This window comes from Ilumatobacter coccineus YM16-304, from assembly GCF_000348785.1.
Taxonomy (GTDB): Bacteria; Actinomycetota; Acidimicrobiia; order Acidimicrobiales; family Ilumatobacteraceae; genus Ilumatobacter_A; species Ilumatobacter_A coccineus.
Map to the genome: position 1 here is coordinate 2684044 of NC_020520.1, position 16651 is coordinate 2700694.

Annotated in this window: 15 protein-coding genes; 7 read left to right on the forward strand and 8 right to left on the reverse strand. The window is 66.7% G+C overall.

The genetic code is table 11. The annotated features are described in order from the left end of the window. Positions 1–47: 47 nt before the first annotated feature. Positions 48–908 carry a GTPase Era gene (gene era, locus YM304_RS12070; protein ID WP_015441971.1) on the forward strand — a complete coding sequence of 287 codons (861 nt, stop codon included), beginning with the start codon at positions 48–50 and terminating at the stop codon, positions 906–908. 1 nt (position 909) lies between these two features. Here era and YM304_RS12075 read toward each other — a convergent pair whose 3' ends face one another. Together YM304_RS12075 and YM304_RS22540 are read right to left on the reverse strand one after the other, a co-directional pair. Next, positions 910–1728, reverse strand: a complete 819-nt coding sequence (locus YM304_RS12075) for a GerMN domain-containing protein (RefSeq protein ID WP_015441972.1) — start codon at positions 1726–1728, stop codon at positions 910–912. After that, entirely contained in the window at positions 1725–3122 is a 1398-nt protein-coding gene (locus YM304_RS22540; protein WP_015441973.1) for a sensor histidine kinase, read from the reverse strand. Before YM304_RS22540 ends, YM304_RS12075 begins: the two co-directional genes overlap by 4 nt. A gap of 334 nt (positions 3123–3456) precedes the next feature. On the opposite strand from YM304_RS22540, the gene YM304_RS12085 reads away from it, so the two are divergent. Beyond that, complete coding sequence (locus tag YM304_RS12085; protein WP_015441974.1) at positions 3457–4140, forward strand: response regulator transcription factor; 684 nt, start codon at positions 3457–3459, stop codon at positions 4138–4140. A gap of 51 nt (positions 4141–4191) precedes the next feature. Here the strand turns inward: YM304_RS12085 and YM304_RS12090 are convergent, their stop codons facing one another. Together YM304_RS12090 and YM304_RS12095 are read right to left on the reverse strand one after the other, a co-directional pair. Next, the gene (locus YM304_RS12090; RefSeq protein ID WP_015441975.1) at positions 4192–6021 is read right to left on the reverse strand and encodes an AMP-dependent synthetase/ligase; all 1830 of its coding nucleotides are present in this window, start codon (positions 6019–6021) and stop codon (positions 4192–4194) included. Between the two features lie 76 nt (positions 6022–6097). Beyond that, on the reverse strand, positions 6098–7009 hold the full coding sequence (locus YM304_RS12095; RefSeq protein ID WP_197536878.1) for an enoyl-CoA hydratase-related protein: 912 nt from the start codon (positions 7007–7009) through the stop codon (positions 6098–6100). Here YM304_RS12095 and fbaA point away from each other — a divergent pair. After that, positions 7008–8081 (forward strand): class II fructose-bisphosphate aldolase, encoded by a 1074-nt coding sequence (gene fbaA, locus YM304_RS12100; protein ID WP_041299721.1) that lies wholly within the window; start codon positions 7008–7010, stop codon positions 8079–8081. The two genes, YM304_RS12095 and fbaA, sit on opposite strands and share 2 nt — an antisense overlap. 120 nt (positions 8082–8201) lie before the next feature. Further along, positions 8202–8591 (forward strand): hypothetical protein, encoded by a 390-nt coding sequence (locus YM304_RS12105; RefSeq protein ID WP_015441978.1) that lies wholly within the window; start codon positions 8202–8204, stop codon positions 8589–8591. 80 nt (positions 8592–8671) lie between these two features. Here the strand turns inward: YM304_RS12105 and YM304_RS12110 are convergent, their stop codons facing one another. The 3 genes from YM304_RS12110 to uppS are packed head-to-tail and all read right to left on the reverse strand — an operon-like array spanning position 8672 to position 12408. Next, the gene (locus tag YM304_RS12110) at positions 8672–9826 is read right to left on the reverse strand and encodes an aromatic ring-hydroxylating oxygenase subunit alpha (protein WP_015441979.1); all 1155 of its coding nucleotides are present in this window, start codon (positions 9824–9826) and stop codon (positions 8672–8674) included. Positions 9827–9835: 9 nt separating this feature from the next. Beyond that, positions 9836–11734, reverse strand: a complete 1899-nt coding sequence (locus YM304_RS12115; RefSeq protein WP_015441980.1) for an ATP-dependent DNA helicase — start codon at positions 11732–11734, stop codon at positions 9836–9838. Beyond that, positions 11731–12408, reverse strand: coding sequence for a polyprenyl diphosphate synthase (gene uppS / locus YM304_RS12120; RefSeq protein WP_015441981.1), 678 nt, complete (start codon positions 12406–12408; stop codon positions 11731–11733). The genes YM304_RS12115 and uppS overlap by 4 nt, the downstream gene beginning before the upstream one ends. Positions 12409–12490: 82 nt before the next feature. Here uppS and YM304_RS22545 point away from each other — a divergent pair, with 82 nt between their 5' ends. Both YM304_RS22545 and recO read left to right on the forward strand, forming a co-directional pair. Continuing rightward, positions 12491–13093 carry an undecaprenyl diphosphate synthase family protein gene (locus YM304_RS22545; protein WP_015441982.1) on the forward strand — a complete coding sequence of 201 codons (603 nt, stop codon included), beginning with the start codon at positions 12491–12493 and terminating at the stop codon, positions 13091–13093. 31 nt (positions 13094–13124) lie between these two features. Continuing rightward, positions 13125–13853 carry a DNA repair protein RecO gene (gene recO / locus YM304_RS12130; RefSeq protein ID WP_015441983.1) on the forward strand — a complete coding sequence of 243 codons (729 nt, stop codon included), beginning with the start codon at positions 13125–13127 and terminating at the stop codon, positions 13851–13853. Here recO and YM304_RS12135 read toward each other — a convergent pair whose 3' ends face one another. After that, positions 13854–14786 (reverse strand): hypothetical protein, encoded by a 933-nt coding sequence (locus tag YM304_RS12135; RefSeq protein ID WP_154723434.1) that lies wholly within the window; start codon positions 14784–14786, stop codon positions 13854–13856. An 87-nt stretch (positions 14787–14873) separates the two neighbouring features. Here YM304_RS12135 and YM304_RS12140 point away from each other — a divergent pair, with 87 nt between their 5' ends. After that, entirely contained in the window at positions 14874–16643 is a 1770-nt protein-coding gene (locus YM304_RS12140; protein ID WP_015441985.1) for a vWA domain-containing protein, read from the forward strand. Positions 16644–16651 lie beyond the last annotated feature (8 nt).

Sequence of the window (16651 nt, forward strand, 5' to 3'; positions counted from 1 at the left end):
GGCGGCACTTGCGCTGCTTTGCCGCCTTCAGTTGGCAGACTCTGAGGATGACCGACGACCACGATGACCACCGTTCCGGCTTCGTCACGTTCGTCGGGCGACCCAACGTGGGCAAGTCGTCGCTCGTCAACGCGATCTGCGGACAGAAGATCAGCATCGTGAGCGACAAACCGCAGACCACGAGGCATCGCATCATGGGCGTGTTGAGCCGGCCGGGAAGTCAGCTGGTGTTCGTCGACACGCCGGGGCTCCACAAGGCGGTCACGGCGTTGGGTGAGCGGGTCAATGCGACGGCGCTGGGGAGCATGGACGACGTCGACGTGACCGCGCTCGTGCTCGACGCGACCAAGCCGTTCGGCAAGGGCGACCGCTGGGTCGCCGGTCAGCTCGACATGGCCGAGTCGATCGTGGTCGTCAACAAGATCGACGCGGCGTCGCCCGAACAGGTGCTCAAGATGCTCACGGCGGCGTCGGAGCTGGGAGCGCGCGAGTACTTCCCGGTGTCGGCGAAGACCGGTGATGGCGTCGGCAAGTTGGTCGAGTACCTGTCGGAAGGTCTTCCCGTCGGCCCGAAGTACTTCCCCGACGACGAGGTGAGCGACCTTCCCGAAGAACGCTGGGTTGCCGAACTCGTCCGCGAACAGTTGCTCGCCGTGACTCGTGACGAGCTGCCCTATTCGATCGCCACGCAGGTCGTCGAGTGGGAGTGGCCGCGCATCCGGGTCGACATCATCGTCGAGCGTGACAGCCAGAAGGGCATGGTCATCGGCAAGGGTGGGTCGGTGCTCAAGCAGGTGGGCGAGCGTGCCCGCCGCCAGATGCCCGAGGGCGTCTACCTCGAGCTGCGTGTGAAGGTCGACAAGGACTGGCAGCGCAAGCCCGAGCGCGTCGAGCGCCTCGGTTACTGACTCAACCCGGCGCGGTCGTCGGCGCCACGGTCGACTCGGTCGGCACCGTGGTCGGCGCATCGAGCTCGTCGGCTGCCACGTCGTCGTCGATCGGCGGCTCGCCCTCCGCGTCACCCTCCGCCCCGCCCTCGGGAACGGTCGTGGTCGGGGGAACGGTCGTGGTGACGGTCGGGGTGACGACGGCGTTCACGATGAGCTGGGCGTAGTTGTCGAACGTGAGGGTGCGGCGGAAGAAGTTGTTGGGGATCGGCACGTTCTCGGGCGCCCCGTCGATGGTGAACGTGACGATGCCGATACGCGGCGCGCTTTCGGTGAGAGTGAGCACGATCTGTGCGAAGAGCGCGAGCTGGTCGGAGCGCAGGACGCGCCGGAACACCGTGCTGTCGAGGTCGACCGTGGCGGTACCCGCGGTCACGTCGATCGATCGGACGAGGTCGTCGGGCACGACGGTTTCGAGCCCGGGGTTCGTCTCGGGGTCGGGTCCGGCGGTGAGCAGTTCGATGAGTTGGAACGGCACGAACCCGGTCTCGATCGACCGGCGGGTCGGGATGAGTTCGTCGCGAGCGAGAAAGTAGAGCCTGACCGGTTCGGTCTCGGGTTCGGGCAGCGGGTCGACGGCGGTGGTCGTGGTCTCGGGTGGCTCGACGGGCACCGTGGTGGTCGTGGTGGTGGTCGTGGTCGACGGCGATGCCAGGTTGAGCGGGACGTCGGCGTCGGCGATCTGCTCGAACGTGTCGGGGCCCTCGGGCACACCGCATGCCGCCGCGAACGTCGCGGCGACGACGAGTGCGGTCGCGAGCTTGCGTGTACGGAGAGTCATCGGGCGTCCTGTCTGACGGGGAGTTCGACCACGAAGCGGGCGCCACCTTCCGCTCGATCCTCGACCCACGCATCCCCGCCCAGGGCGTTCGTGTGTTCGACGACGAGGGCGAGGCCGAGCCCGGTGCCGATCCGGTGGCGTGCGGCGCTGCCGCGAGCGAAGCGTTCGAAGATGCGGTCGCGTTCGCTGCGGGCGACGCCCGGCCCGGCGTCTTCGACGGCGATGCGCAGGAGCCCGCTGCGCGGCTGGCCGAGTTCGATCAGCGTCGCGCCGCCGCCGTGGTTCTGAGCATTGTCGATGAGGTTGCCGACGATTCGTTCGAAACGGACCTTGTCGACGTCGATCTCGCGAGGGGTGTCGGGCGCCATCGAGATCGGCACGTCGCTCGCTCCGAACCGGGCGGCGACCCGCCGGGTCAGATCCGACACGTCGAGCGTCTCGACGTTGAGGTCGGTGGCGCCGGCATCGATGCGTGAGAGTTCGAGCAGGTCGATCACCATGCTGTCGAACCGGCGCACCTGGCTGACGACGATGTCGAGCGCCTGCTGCGTGCGTTCGGGGATGTCATCGCGTTTGGCGTCGAGCACTTCGACCGCCGCGGTGAGGGCGGTGATGGGCGAGCGCAACTCGTGACTGACGTCGGAGGCGAATCGGGCCTCGCGTTCGATCCTGGCCTGCACGGCGTCGGCCATCCCGTTGAACGAGCCGGCGAGGCGGTCGAGATCGGGGTCGGACTCGCTGTCGAGACGCGTGTCGAGACCACCCTCGGCGATTTCCTCGGCGGCGTCGGCGACCCGCGAGAGCGGACGGAGCAGACGGCGCGAGGTGGAGAAGCCGAACAGTGTTGCGAGGACGAGCGTGCCGATGCCTCCGAGGCCGAGTGCGGTGATCAGCGCGGTGAGGGTGGTGTCGGTGGTCTCGGCGGGGAACGCTTCGAAGTAGCCGACGTCGTGGCGGTTGATGTGGACGCCGACGGTGACGTACGGCTTGCCGTCGATGTCGGCGAACTGGAGCCCGGAGCCTCCTGCCTGCACGTGCTCGACCAGTTGGGTGGGGAAGGCATCGAGGCTCACGTCGATGTCGACGTCGGAGTCGGTGCGTGTCTCGATGGCGTCGATGCCCGACGAGGTGAGGACCGCGAACCCGTCGGGTTCGGTCGTGAGGTCGTCGCGGAAGAAGATCCCGATCTGTTCGGTGTCGACGTCGAGGATCTCGGCGGCGGCGGCCGCGTTCTCGAAGGCCTGGGTGCGGGCGGAGTCCTGGCGCTCGTCGAGGAGGTTGCTGCGCGCGAACCCGTAGGTGACGCCGATGAGCAGGGTGCCGGCGAACAGCGCGATCAGTGCGAAGAACAGCGTGACGCGAGTTCGGAGTCGGAGTGAACGTTCGCGGGCCACGGGAGACAGTGTTGCAGGGGAGTGGCTCGACGGCGTGTCGCCGGTGCCGGGGTTTCTCGCTGCCGGTGAGGCACCAGGGGGAGGGAGGTACCTCACCGGGGCAGCGTGAACATCACCAATACTGCGACTGGTCTGTGACAGTGCAACCGCAGCCGTGTGCGATTTCTGTAACAAACCGATCATCGTGTGTGAAAGCGCGGCCCACCTGCATCGACGCGTCGTCGTCCACAGGGCACTCGACGACCGCCGCACACGAGATGTGACGAAGCTTCGATGGGGAGTCGAGAGTTCGCCGTCACTCGTCGGATCGTGACGCAGTGGCTACGGTGAGCGCATGGAGTCGCTGCTGTTCATCGAAGACGACGACGGCATCCGTCTGGCACTGTCGCTGGCACTCGAGGACGAGGGCTACTCGGTTCGCGAGGCCGCCAACGGCACCGACGGCCTCGCCGCATTCGACCAGGGGGGTATCGACCTGGTGTTGCTCGACCTGCGGCTGCCCGACATGTCGGGTTTCGAGGTGTGTCGGGCGCTGCGCTCGAAGAGCATCGTGCCGATCATCATCATCACCGCGCAGACCGACACCGTCGACATGGTCGCCGGGCTCGAGGCAGGGGCCGACGACTACGTCACCAAGCCGGTGGTGCCCAAAGAGTTGGCCGCACGAATCCGCTCGTTGCTGCGACGCGTGCATCTCCACGATTCGTCGCCGACGGCACAGGCCTCGATGTTCGGCGACGTCGAACTACGTCGTCAACAAGGCATCGTCCTCAAGGCGGGCAACGAGATCAACCTCACCAAGACCGAGTTCCGCCTGCTGTGCGAGTTCGCCGATCATGCCGGCGCCGTGCTGTCGCGCGATCAGCTCCTCGAACGCGTCTGGGGGTACGAGTACCTGGGCGACTCGCGCCTGGTCGACGCTCACGTGCGTCGGCTGCGTATGAAGATCGAAGACCACCCCGACGATCCGCAGCTGATCGTCACCGTGCGCGGGGTCGGCTACCGCCTGATCGCCTGATCGCACCGGCCCCTGATCGCGCCCGCGGACGTCGAGGGCCGGCGCGGCCGATCAGCGGACGTAGAGCGCTTCGATCTCGTCGGCGAACGTGGCCAGGATGCCACGACGCTTGAGCTTGGAGGTCGGCGTGAGCAGCTCGGAGTCGGGCAGCCATTCCTCGCCGAGCACCTTGACCTTCTTCACCGATTCGGCGTTGTTGAAGTCGGCCATCGCGTCGGCGAGTCCGGCCTCGATCTCGGCGATCACGTCGGGATTCTTGGCCATCTCGGTCATCGTCGCGGCGTCGCCCGTGAGACCGTGCTCGGCGGCCCACGCAGCCGACGCGTCGGGATCGAGAACGACGAGTGCGGCGACGAACGGCTTCTGCTCGCCGACGGCGCACGCCTGGCCGATCAACGGGATCATCTTGAGCGCCGCTTCGAGGTTGGCCGGGCTGATGTTCTTGCCGCCGGCGGTGATGATGAGCTCCTTCTTGCGGTCGACGATCTTGAGGTAGCCCTCGTCGTCGAGCACGCCGATGTCGCCGGTGTGGAGCCATCCGTCTTCGTCGATGGTCTCGGCCGTCTTGTCGGGAAGCCCGAGGTATCCCTCGAAGATGTTGCCGCCGCGTGCGAGCACTTCGCCGTCGTCGGCGATCGTGATCTCGACACCGGTCGCGGCTTGCCCGACGAAGCCCGGCTTGGCCGCCGACGACCACGACAGCACGGCGACCGTCTCGCTCATGCCGTAGCCCTCGCTGAGCGGCACGCCGATCGTGCGGAACCAGTCGAGGATCTCGGCCGGGATCGGTGCGGCACCCGAGATGCCGATCTCGACGCGGTCGAGACCGATCAGTTCGCGCACGGGCTTGAAACCGACCCCGTCGAGGAAGTTCCACGTCGCGATCTCTTCGTCGGTCGCTTCGCCACGGGTCATCTTCGCCATGATCGGCGACCCGGCCGCGACCGCTTCGTTGAACTGGCGTTCCTTGTCCGGATCGGCCGAGAGCGCCGCGTTGACGCCGGCGTACAGCTTCTCCCACACACGAGGCACGCCGATGAACAGGCTCGGGCGACTCTCGCGCAGCATCGCCGGCATCTGGCTCGTCTCGGGGCAGCAGTAGACCTTCGTCCCGAAGTCGAGCATGTAGTAGTGGCCGAGCAACCGTTCCATGACGTGGGCCATCGGCAGGTACGACAGGTGGCTCTTGCCGGCGAAGTCGTCGATGTCGGTCTGATCGCGCATCGACTGGCCGACCGATTCGAGCGTCCAGACCACGTTGCTGTGACTGAGCATGACGCCCTTCGGCGGACCGGTGGTGCCGGAGGTGTAGATGATCGTGGCGAGATCGCTCAGGGTCGCCGTCTCGGCCTCGGCGGCGAGGTCGGCGGGTTCGAAGGCGACCATGTCGCTGTAGCGAACGATGTCGTCGCCGGTCTCGTCGTTGGTCTCGATGAGCGCGATGTGCTGAATGGTCGGGATCTTGTCGCGCACCGATTCGAATCGCTCGAGGAAACCCGAGTCCTCGAGGATGGCGACGCTGGCGCCGCTGTCGTTGACGAGGTACTGGATCTGGTCGGGTGCCGACGAGTTGTAGATGGAGACCGGCGTGGCGCCGCAGAACAGCACGGCGAGGTCGAGCGCATGGAACTCCTGTCGGTTGCGCATCATCATCACGACCTTGTCGCCGGGCGACACGCCGAGATCCTTGAGCGCAGCGACGAGGCGGGCGGTGTGATCGGCCACCTGGCTGAGCGTGAGCGATTCCCATCCGCCGTCGGCGGTCTGCCAGTTCAAGACCTCGATGTCACCGTTGCGTTCGAGGTTCGCCAGAAACCGTTTCGGGATGTTCTGGCCGACGATGCGGGCGTGGAGTTCTTCGCTGGTGACAGTGCTGGGCATGCCTTCAGTCTCGCAGGGAATCCACGATCATGGAAACGGAGCCGACGACGATGCCGCGACGAAGTGGCCGCGCCGATCAGTCGGCGTTCGACCAGTCGGGTGTCCGCTTCTCGCGGAACGCGGCCATGCCTGCTGCCGCATCGGGCCCCTCGAAGAGTTCGGTCGAGAGTGCTTCCATCTCGGCGAACGCGACCGATCGTTCGAGGGTGGGAACGTGGCGCAGCAGTCGCTTGGTCTCGCGAACGGCGCGCGGTGCACCGGCGCGGACTCCGTCACACAACGCGGCAACGGTCGCAGCCACGTCGTCGGTGACGTGGGTGACGAGTCCGATCGATCGTGCTTCTGCAGCGTCGAACGGCTCACCGGTGAGCATCGCGGCGGCGATCTTCCCGGCCGGTACTCGTCGCAGGATCGGCACCGAGATGATCGCCGGGGCCACACCGATACGCACTTCGGTGAGCGCGAACGTGGTGGCGGCGTCGACGACGACGAGGTCGCAGGCAGCCATCAGTCCGATACCGCCGGCGCGGACCGCGCCGTCGACCGCAGCGATCGTGGGTCGTTCGGTGTCCATGAGCCGTTCCAGCGCACGCACCATCGGGTTGGAATCGATGCCGGCGCCGCCCGCCGGCGCCGAGTCGCCCGCTCGTTCCTTGAGGTCGGCCCCGGCGCAGAAGGCCGGCCCCTCGTGACGCAGGACGATGGCGCGGGCGTTGGCCGCCTCTGCGTCGTCGAGACACTCGTGCAGTTCGGCGAGCAACTGCTTCGAGAGCGCATTGCGATTGTGCTGCGAGTCGAGGGTGATCGAGGCGATGCCTTCGGTCAGTTCGATGGTGACGACGCGGTCCATGGCGGTCGACAGTATCGAGCGGCGAGCCCGAGCCGGAGACGCGGCGAGCGCCGAACCGAGCGCCCGAGCCCGGTGCTCGCGCTCGAGCACCGGGCTCGGTGCGGCGTCGGCATCTACACTGTGTGGCGTGACCGACATCAGCAACGAGTTCCCAGCCGGCGTCCTGACGGGCGACCACGTCAACCAACTGTTCGCTCTGGCGAAGGCCAACCAGTTCGCACTGCCAGCGGCCAACTGCATCGGTACCAACTCGATGAATGCCGTGATGGAGACCGCCGGCAAGCTCAACAGCCCGGTGATCATCCAGTTCTCCACGAGCGGCTCGGCCTTCGTCGGCGGCAAGAACGTGCCGGTCGACGGCGATCGCGCGTCGATCCTCGGCTCGGTCGCCGGCGCCAAGCACGTCCAGACCATGGCCGAGGCCTACGACGCCCGCGTCATCCTGCACACCGATCACTGCCCGAAGAAGAAGCTGCCGTGGATCTCGGGCCTGCTCGACGAAGGCGAAGCGCATTTCGAGGCGACGGGTCGCCCGCTGTTCAGCTCGCACATGCTCGACCTCTCCGAGGAGCCGATGGAGGAGAACATCGACACGTGCGTCGAGTACCTCAAGCGCATGGCGCCGATGGGCATGACCCTCGAGATCGAACTCGGGATCACCGGTGGCGAGGAAGACGGCGTCGACAACTCCGACGCCAACCCCGAAGACCTCTACTCGAAGCCCGAGGAAGTCGCCTACGCCTACGAGCGCCTCATGGAGGTCAGCCCGAACTTCACGATCGCCGCCGCGTTCGGCAACGTGCACGGTGTGTACAAGCCCGGCAACGTCAAGCTCACGCCCACCATCCTGCGTGACGCGCAGGCGCACATCGCCGAGAAGTTCTCCACCGACTCCGACCTGCCCGTCAACTTCGTGTTCCACGGCGGCTCCGGCTCCACCGCCGAGGAGATCGCCGAGGCCATCAGCTACGGCGTGATCAAGATGAACATCGACACCGATCTGCAGTGGGCGTTCTGGGACGGTGTGCGCGGCTACGCCGACGAGCACCGTGACTACCTCGAGAGCCAGCTCGGCAACCCGAACGGCGCCGATGCTCCGAACAAGAAGTACTACGACCCTCGCGTCTGGCTCCGTGCCGGCGAGGTGAGCTTCGTCGAGCGCCTCGAGCAGGCTTTCACCGAACTCAACAACGTCAACACCCTCGCCTGACCCGTTTCACCCCTCCGATCCGTCACCGATGACGGATCCCAGGGGCAAAACCGGGAAGGGGGGCGTCATGAGCCGGGCCGGATTCGTCAAGTTCGATCGAGCGTCAGCCGACAATGAGTGATGCGACTGCTGCTCATCTCCGTGATCGCGGTCGCGCTGGCGACCTCGTGTAGCGGCGGGTCCGAGACGTCGGGGTCGGCCGACGAGACGGTGCAGGGTGCACCGGACGACGACCGATCGGTGAGTGCGTTGCGCTCGACGGCCGACCTGCTTCCCGCCAGGTTGGAACCGACGCTGGTCACCTCGGAGGATGATCCGCCACTGGTCGTGATGAGCGTCGGCGTGACGTTCATGACCATGGACTCGATCACCGAACAGATCGACACGGCAATGGCGCCCGCCGGGTTCACACGTCGTGATGACGCCGACCTCGTCTGGACGAACGCCGACGGCAGACGTATCGAAGCGCCGGGGCGTCCGACGCTGCTGAAGTTCACGTTCGCCGACTGAACGGCGCCCCACCCGCTGTTCTGCCCCGTCAAAGCGTCAGCGATGACGGATCTGAGGGGTAAAGCCGGGTGGGGTGCGGGTCAGGTGTCGAGGAGGCTGTCGAGGTAGGTGTGGAAGAACTGGCCGCCGCCCTCGTTGCGGCCGAAGACGAACTCCGACTTGGCGCCCGACGCGATGTTCTTCCCGATGCGGATGCCGGTGTAGTAGTCCTCGTTGCGCACGACGTGATCGAAGAACTCGGCGTGCTTGGCGGCGAGAGCGATCAACTCGTCGGTCGGCTCGTCGGTGACGATGAAGTTCTGGATGGTCTTCGACGTGTCGGGCGTGTCGCCGGGGAAGAGTTGCGACACCATGAGACCGCGCTCACCGACCGGGAAACCGGCGATCGAGACGTGCGGGAAGATCGTCCAGACGCCGCCGTCGATCTCGCTCAGCACGACCTCGTCGTCGGGCACGTCGGCCCACTTCGCCAGCGCCTCGTACGGAGCGGTCATCCGCTGGTGAGGGCCCCACGCGTCGTAGATCGGGCGGCTCGGGTAGTCGGGTCCGAACGTGTCGCGGTGGAGGAACGGCAGGTGGTAGAAGTCGAGGTAGCCGTCGTAGGCGAGCTTCCAGTTCGGGCCGGGTACCTCTTGCTGGTGCACGACGTTCCACGAGCCGAAGTCGAAGTGGTCGAGCATCGTCGCGTAGCCACCGAGGTGAGCATCGATGTCGATCGAACCGTTGGGATCGAGGACGACCCACATCAGCCCGCACTTCTCCGCGACGGGCAGGGACGTCAGACCGAGACAGCTCGTGTCGACCTCGCCGAAGTCCTGGCGGTTGGTCACGCCGACGAGCGCGCCGTCGTGGTCGTAGTTCCAGGCGTGGTACGGGCACGTGAAGCGACGTGACGCTCCGCTGCCTTCCTCGACGAGTTGTGCGCCGCGGTGCGAACACATGTTGACGAAGCCTCGGAGCTCACCGTCGCTGCCACGTGTGAGGATGAACTTCATCCCGCAGACGTCCATGGCCTTGTAGGCGCCGGCTTCCTTCAGCTCGGAGGAGAAGCCCATCATGAGCGGAACGGTCTTGAAGACCTTCTCGATCTCCTCCTCCCAGCGTTCCTGGTTCTGGTAGCGATCGACGGGGATCGACATGGTGTCGTCGACCAGCGGGATCGTGCCGGCGTCGATGTGTTCGATGGTGCGGCGGAGTTGAGCGATGAGTTGCGTGCGGGCTGACTCGTTGTCCATGCCCAGACGTTATTCGTCGGGGCTCCCCGAAATCGTACGCAAGAACGCTTCGACCTCAGATCGGTGTCGCGTCCGCTTCATCGGGGGGAGGGCCTTGACGATGTCCCAGCGATAGTTCGCCTTGCCGAGACGCGGGTCCATGACGGCCACGACCCCCGTGTCGGTCGCCGACCGGATCAGGCGACCCGCGGCCTGCGCGAGCATCATCGACGCTCGTGGGATGTCGATCTCGCTGAACGCACTCCGACCGAGCAGATCACGTCGGGCCGACAGCAGCGGGTCGTCGGGGCGCGGGAACGGGATGCGATCGATGACGACCAGCGACAGGGTCTTGCCGGGAACGTCGACGCCCTGGAACAGCCCGGCGGTGGCGAACAGGCACGTCGACTCGTCGTCGGCGAACGCCTTGACCAGCGCCGTCTTCGGCATGTCGCGTTGGGTCAGGATCTCGTTGTCGAGACGCGACCGCATCGCCTCGGCGGCTTCGTCCATCGCCTTGTAGCTGGTGAACAACGCGAGCGTCCGCCCACCGGCGGCGCGGATGAGCGCTTCGAGTTCGTCGTTGGCCTTCGCTCGGAAGTCGGGCGAGTTCGGGTTCGGCAGGTGGATCGCGCAGTACAGCATCGAGTTCGACTCGTAGTCGAACGGGCTGCCCACATCGACGACGTCGACGTCGCTCGCCGGCATGCCGACCCGTGTGGCCAGCGACGACGGGATCGTTGCGCTGGTGAGGATGGCGGTGCGACGCTTCCAGACGCCTTCGTCCATCGTCGGGCCGACGTCGAGCGGTGCGACCTCGAGACGCGGCGAGTCACGCGAGCCGGAGACGAACGCGACGTAGCCTTCGCGGCCTTCGATGGCGATGTCGAGTTGCTGGATCGATCGCCCGGTCATGGTCTGAGCGCGCAACTGCCGCTGCTTGGCGTCTTCGCTCTTCGTGGTGAGCGAGACGATCACGTCGTTCGCCGCGCCGAGCTTGAGGCGGGCATCGTTGAGCGGCTCCTGGATCGAGTCGGGGAGCGGATTGGGAAGTCGCTCCCCGATGTGGCCCGACAGCGCGTCGCGGAGACCTTCGCCGAGTTCCGCGACCGAGGCGATCAGCTGCGGGTCGTCGATGATGCGGCGGATGGTGGCGGCCAGCGCGATGAACCGGCCGGGCGAGATCTCGACCCCGACGGTGTCGCTCATGACGTCTTCGAGCACGTGGGCTTCGTCGAAGATCACCACGTCGTGGTCGGGGAGCACCGCTCCCTCGGCGGCGACGTTGAGCCCGTACAGGTGGGTGTTGACGACGGTGACGTCGGCAGCCTGTGCCCGACGCCGGGCCTGCTCGGCGAAGCACGGATCGCCGAGCGGGCAGCGTTCGGCGCCGGGGCACTCGTCGCTGCCGACGCTCACGGCTCGCCAGGCGTTGTCGGATGGCGTCCAGTCGAGTTCGGCTTGGTCGCCGGTGTCGGAGTCGGCTGCCCATGCGGCGATCTTCTTGATCTCGGCCTTGGTCACCACCGCCATGTCGCCGAGGTCGAGTTCGCCCTGCGCCGGGTTCTCGACCTCGCGGAGGCGCTGGAGGCACACGTAGTTGCTGCGCCCCTTGAGCACGGCCCAATCGAAGTCGATACCGAGATGTTCGGCGAGGAACGGGAGGTCCTTGGTGGCGAGCTGGTCTTGGAGCGCCTTGGTCGCTGTGGCCACGACGACCGACGAGCCGGTCGTGATGGCCGGCACGAGATAGGCGAGCGTCTTGCCGGTGCCCGTTCCGGCCTGCACGACGAGGTGGCGTTTGCCCGCGATCGCATCTTCGACGAGACGGGCCATCCGATGTTGGCCCTCGCGAACTTCGCTTCGATCGAGTTCGGAGGTGACCGTGCTCAGCGATGTGTTCAGTTCGACCGTGGGGTCGTCGCTCATGGAGCCGCGACCAGTGCGAGCGCCGCGTCGAGTTCGGTGGCATCGAAGTCCGGCCACGGAGCGTCGGTGAAGTAGATGGCGGCACCGGCTGCTTGCCAGAGCAGGAAGTTCGACACCCGCCGTTCGCCGCTCGTCCGGACGAGGACGTCGACGGGAGGGAGGTCGGGGAGATACAGGTGCTCGGAGATCGAGTCGACCGTGACGCCGCCTGGCGTGCGACGCGCCTCTTTCACGGCGGTGACCAGTTCGGTGCGGCCGCCGTAGTCGAACGCAACGGTCAGCGTCATGCCGGTGTTGCCCGCGGTGTCGTTGATCGCCTTGCGGATCGCCCGTTGCACGTAGCGCGGGGTCTTGGCCTCGCTCGAATCGAACGGACGCCCGATCCACTGGATGCGCACGTTGAGCTCGTTGAGTTCGGCGACGCGTCCGAACAGCTTCTCATGGAGGCCGAGGATGTGGCGCACCTCGGGCCGCGGTCGCCGCCAGTTCTCGGTCGAGAAGCCGAACACGGTGAGGTAGTCGATGTTACGAGTGACCGCGATGCGCACGAGACGGGCGAGGTTCTCTTCGCCTTCGGTGTGCCCGTCGGTACGAGGCAGGCCTCGGGCGCCGGCCCATCGGCCGTTGCCGTCCATGATGCAGGCGACATGGAGCATGCCGTCGTTCTGGGACATGGATTGCTCACCGGGCACGAATGTTGAACCTATCGCGAGGGGTGGCCGTCGGATCGGGCACCGATCGTGGAATGATGGTGTGATGGCACCGACGCCCGCGACGACGCCACATCCCGATGCGATCCAGAGCATCGATCCGACGCGCCAGTTCCTCCGGCACGTGATGATCGTCGGCGGGACCCTCGGCGACTGGGATGACCTCGGCGTCAAACGGTGGGATCAGCGCGTCGACGAACTCGGCGAGGTCGCGGCCAACGCCGGCGCCACCTACCTCACGCTGCGAGCGTTCGAACCCGGAGTACGTCCGAGCGACAGCGAACGCTGGGAACGCGACGTCGGCTCGTGCCACGTCATCATCGACCCGATCGGTGACGGGCGAGCTCGCTTTGCTCACGCGATGGCCGAGATCGCTCCCGACGAACCGATCAACGAGGCGATCATCTCCGAGGTGCTCTACGCACCGGCCGACTGTGAACCCGACCTCATCGTCGTCCTCGGCGAGCCGACCCGGCTGCCGCCGTCGATCGTGTGGGAGCTGGCGTACGGCGAGCTCGTGTTCCGTCCGATGGGGTGGGACGAGTTGACGACCGAGCATCTCGTCGAAGCGATCGCCGACTTCGCGCAACGCGAGCGTCGCTTCGGCGGCCTCGACGACGCCGACAAGACCGACGAATCGGTCGGGTGACGGTGCTGAGCGATCGCGACGGTGCCCGATCGTGAGTGGGCTGTATCACGACGTCGGCGTCGTGCTGCGGACGTACAAGCTGGGTGAGTCGGATCGCATCATCGTGATCCACACGCTCGAGAACGGCAAGGTCCGCGCCGTCGCCAAGGGCGTGCGCAAGACCCGCTCGAAGTTCGGTGCCCGACTCGAACCGATGAGCCACGTCAAGCTCCTGCTGTACCGCGGCCGTGAACTCGATATCGTCAGCCAGGCCGAGGCGATCGAACCGTTGTCGCCGATGCTGTCGTCGCTCGACCGGGCGTCGCAAGGTCTCGCCGCGCTCGAGGCGGTCGATCAACTGTCGCTCGAACGTGAGCCCAACGCGGCGCTCTACAAGAGCCTCGTCGGCGTGTTGCGGACCATCGCCGACAAGCCTGCGCCGCTGAACATCCCCGCGTTCTACTGGAAGTTGCTCGCCCGCGAGGGCTTCCACCCGGAGCTGTACGGGTGCATCCGCTGTGGCGAGACCGAACCCGACACGCAGATGGTCGCCTTCGACCTCAACGAAGGTGGTGTGCTGTGTCGGTCGTGTCGGTCGGGTCAGGCGATCAGTGCCGAAGCGCTCGGCCTGCTCCGTGACATCCTCGGTGGGCGTCTCGCCGGGGCGTTGGCCCAGCCCGAGTCGCCCGCCACGCACGAGGTGGCGAGCCTGGCGACCAAGGCGCTGGAGTTCCAGCTCGAACGTCGGCTCAAGGCGACGGCGATGTTCGAGTCGCACTGATCAGAGCACGAGCCCGAAGCAGTCGAAGGTGATCGGCGTGAGGTCCTCGTGGGCCATGCCTTCGCTGTAGTCGTCCGAGGCGCTGATGTAGCCGAAGACGCCGAGCGACATCTCCTCGTAGGCCGCTCCGCCTGCGGAGTAGGTGCCCCACTCGTCCTGCTCGTAGCTCGTGGCGCCGATGTAGCCGTCGCCGCACCAGGTGCTGTCGCCGTGGGTGATGCCCCCGCCGACGTGGAAGGCCAGCGGTGTGGTGTCTTGCCAGGTGTACTGAGCAAGGCAGCCGTCGGCGACATCGCCGAACACGCCGATCTTGGCAGTCGACGCACCGGCACCGGTGACGGCGATGATCTCGTTGCCCGGTCGCACGATCCCGACGTCTGCGGCACCGAGCACGCGGACTGCAGCGGGGCCGACATCGTCGACGGTCACCTCGGAGGTGATGTCGTCGATGATCGTCCGCACCTTCCACGAGCCGTCGAAGTAGGTGAGCACCCGGTCGTCGGCGGTGCCGTCGGCTCGCAGGTCGAGCAGGAGGTCGGCGGTGATCGTGGCCGACCCGGAGATCGGTTCGAACGAGCCACACGGTGCCACCGGGACCGGGGGCTCGGGAACGGCCACGAGGTCGTCGATCGGCTCGGGCTCCGGCTCGGGCTCGGGCTCGGGCTCGGGCGCGATGGTGGTGGTCGGCGGGGTCGTCGTGGGAGGTGTCACGTCCTCGGCGGCGACCGTGGTGGTCGGTGCGACCGTGGTGGCGGGCGCCGCGGTGGTGACCGGCGCGTCGGTGGTGACCGGCGCCGTTGTGGTCGCCGGTGACGCGGTGGTTGTCGGCGCTGCGGTGTCGGACGTGCTCGTGGTCGACGTGGAGCCGCATGCGGTTCCGATGACGAGTGCACTGGCGGCGAGGGCGGTCTGGATGCGACGTGTCGGGTTCATGCCGTTCAAGAGGCGCAGCGAACCCGGATCTTGCACAAATCGCGACGGTGGGGAACATTCGGGGTCCCCGGCGGCGTCCAACCCGCCATGAAACGCAGCAACGTGAACAAGCAGTTGGCCGCCCTGGTGGCCTTGGGAGTCGTCTTCACCGCATGTGGGGGTGACGACGACGGGGGAGATGCCGAGGAGTCGGCGCCGACCGAGGAAGCGTCGGAAGACGGTCTCTTCGGTGACGGGGGAGGGGGCGAGGGCGGAGACGCGGAAGTCGACTTGGTGACCGAACCCGCACCACCGCCCGACGAGTCGATCGACGCCGAAGCGCCGATCGAGGAACCCAGCGAGGAACCCGCTGACGAACCCGCCGAGGAGCCCGCAGAAGAGCAGGCGGCGGCGGACGACGCATCGCTCGAATCGACCGACGACGGGCTCTTCGGGGAGGAAGCGCCCGCCGACGAGGAGGCACCTGACCCGGGCGACATCGACAGCGAAGCTCGGTTCGACGACAACCGGTTCGAGGACTACGGATACCGCTCGTTCATCGACACCGACGTCGACCCCTTGTCGACGTTCGCGCTCGACGTCGACACCGGCTCGTACTCGATCGCTCGACGCTGGCTCGACGAAGGGTCGCTCCCGCCTCGGGAGTCGGTCCGGCCGGAAGAGTTCATCAACGCCTTCGACTACGACTACGACATCCCACGCTCCGGTCTCGACATCTCCGTCGATGGTGGGCCGTCACCGTTCGACGACGACAACGTGCTGGTGCGGGTCGGGGTGCAGGCCGAAGTGGTGGACGACGCGGATCGCGGCGACGCCAACCTGACCTTCGTCATCGACACCTCGGGGTCGATGAATCGTGACGACCGTCTCGGCCTGGTCAAGACATCGCTGTCGATCCTCGTCGACGAGCTCGCCGACGACGACACGGTCGCCATCGTGAGCTACGCGGGAGGCGCATCGATCGTGCTGGAGCCGACCTCGGTGTCGGACCGCGACGTCATCCTCGATGCGCTCGACGATCTCGACTCGACCGGTGGGACCAACCTCCAGGCCGGGCTGGCGCTCGGCTACGAACTGGCTCGCGAGTCGTTCGACGACGGGGGCATCAACCGAGTCGTCATCGCGTCCGACGGTGTGGCCAACGCGGGAGTCACCGACCCCGATCAACTCGCAGCGATGATCCGCGGCGATGCCGACAACGGCATCGACCTGGTCACCGTCGGCTTCGGGATGGGCAACTTCAACGACGTGACGATGGAGCAACTCGCGGATCAGGGCGACGGCTTCTACGCCTACGTCGACACCGAGGACGAGGCCGAGCGGCTGTTCGAAGACGAGCTGACCTCGACCCTCCTGATCGTCGCCAAAGACGGCAAGATCCAGGTCGAGTTCGACGAGGACGTCGTCGAGGCGTACCGACTCATCGGGTTCGAGAACCGCGGCGTCCGCGACAGCGACTTCCGCAACGACGACGTCGACGCCGGCGAGTTGGGTGCCGCACACCAGGTGACCGCGATCTACGAGATCGAGCTGGCCCGAGGCGTGTCGGTCGATGACCGGGCCGAACTCGGTGTGGTGTCGTTGCGGTGGGAGGATCCGGAGTCCGGCGACGTCGTCGAGATCGACGAGGACATCGACATGCGTGACATCGAGCCGAACTGGGCCGACACGCCGGTCGACTTCCAGTTGGCCACGGTGGTCGCGACGTTCGCCGAGAAGCTCCGTGACAATCCGTTCGCCGACGACATCGACCTCGACGACGTGGCGTCGGCGGCCGGTCGCCTCGCCGACGACATCGACACCGATGAGGTCGACGAACTCGCCGACCTCATCGAGTTGGCGGCACGGCTGAGCTGAAGCCGCAG

Excerpts from the sequence above, each read along its gene's own strand:
- YM304_RS12085 (WP_015441974.1), top strand. The coding sequence starts at position 3,457 with ATGGAGTCGCTGCTGTTCATCGAAGACGACGACGGCATCCGTCTGGCA.
- YM304_RS12115 (WP_015441980.1), bottom strand. The coding sequence starts at position 11,734 with ATGAGCGACGACCCCACGGTCGAACTGAACACATCGCTGAGCACGGTC.
- YM304_RS12140 (WP_015441985.1), top strand. The coding sequence starts at position 14,874 with ATGAAACGCAGCAACGTGAACAAGCAGTTGGCCGCCCTGGTGGCCTTG.
- uppS (WP_015441981.1), bottom strand. The coding sequence starts at position 12,408 with ATGTCCCAGAACGACGGCATGCTCCATGTCGCCTGCATCATGGACGGC.
- YM304_RS12095 (WP_197536878.1), bottom strand. The coding sequence starts at position 7,009 with ATGTCGGTCACGCCACACAGTGTAGATGCCGACGCCGCACCGAGCCCG.
- era (WP_015441971.1), top strand. The coding sequence starts at position 48 with ATGACCGACGACCACGATGACCACCGTTCCGGCTTCGTCACGTTCGTC.
- YM304_RS12075 (WP_015441972.1), bottom strand. The coding sequence starts at position 1,728 with ATGACTCTCCGTACACGCAAGCTCGCGACCGCACTCGTCGTCGCCGCG.
- YM304_RS12105 (WP_015441978.1), top strand. The coding sequence starts at position 8,202 with ATGCGACTGCTGCTCATCTCCGTGATCGCGGTCGCGCTGGCGACCTCG.
- YM304_RS12110 (WP_015441979.1), bottom strand. The coding sequence starts at position 9,826 with ATGGACAACGAGTCAGCCCGCACGCAACTCATCGCTCAACTCCGCCGC.
- YM304_RS12090 (WP_015441975.1), bottom strand. The coding sequence starts at position 6,021 with ATGCCCAGCACTGTCACCAGCGAAGAACTCCACGCCCGCATCGTCGGC.
- YM304_RS22545 (WP_015441982.1), top strand. The coding sequence starts at position 12,491 with ATGGCACCGACGCCCGCGACGACGCCACATCCCGATGCGATCCAGAGC.
- YM304_RS12135 (WP_154723434.1), bottom strand. The coding sequence starts at position 14,786 with ATGAACCCGACACGTCGCATCCAGACCGCCCTCGCCGCCAGTGCACTC.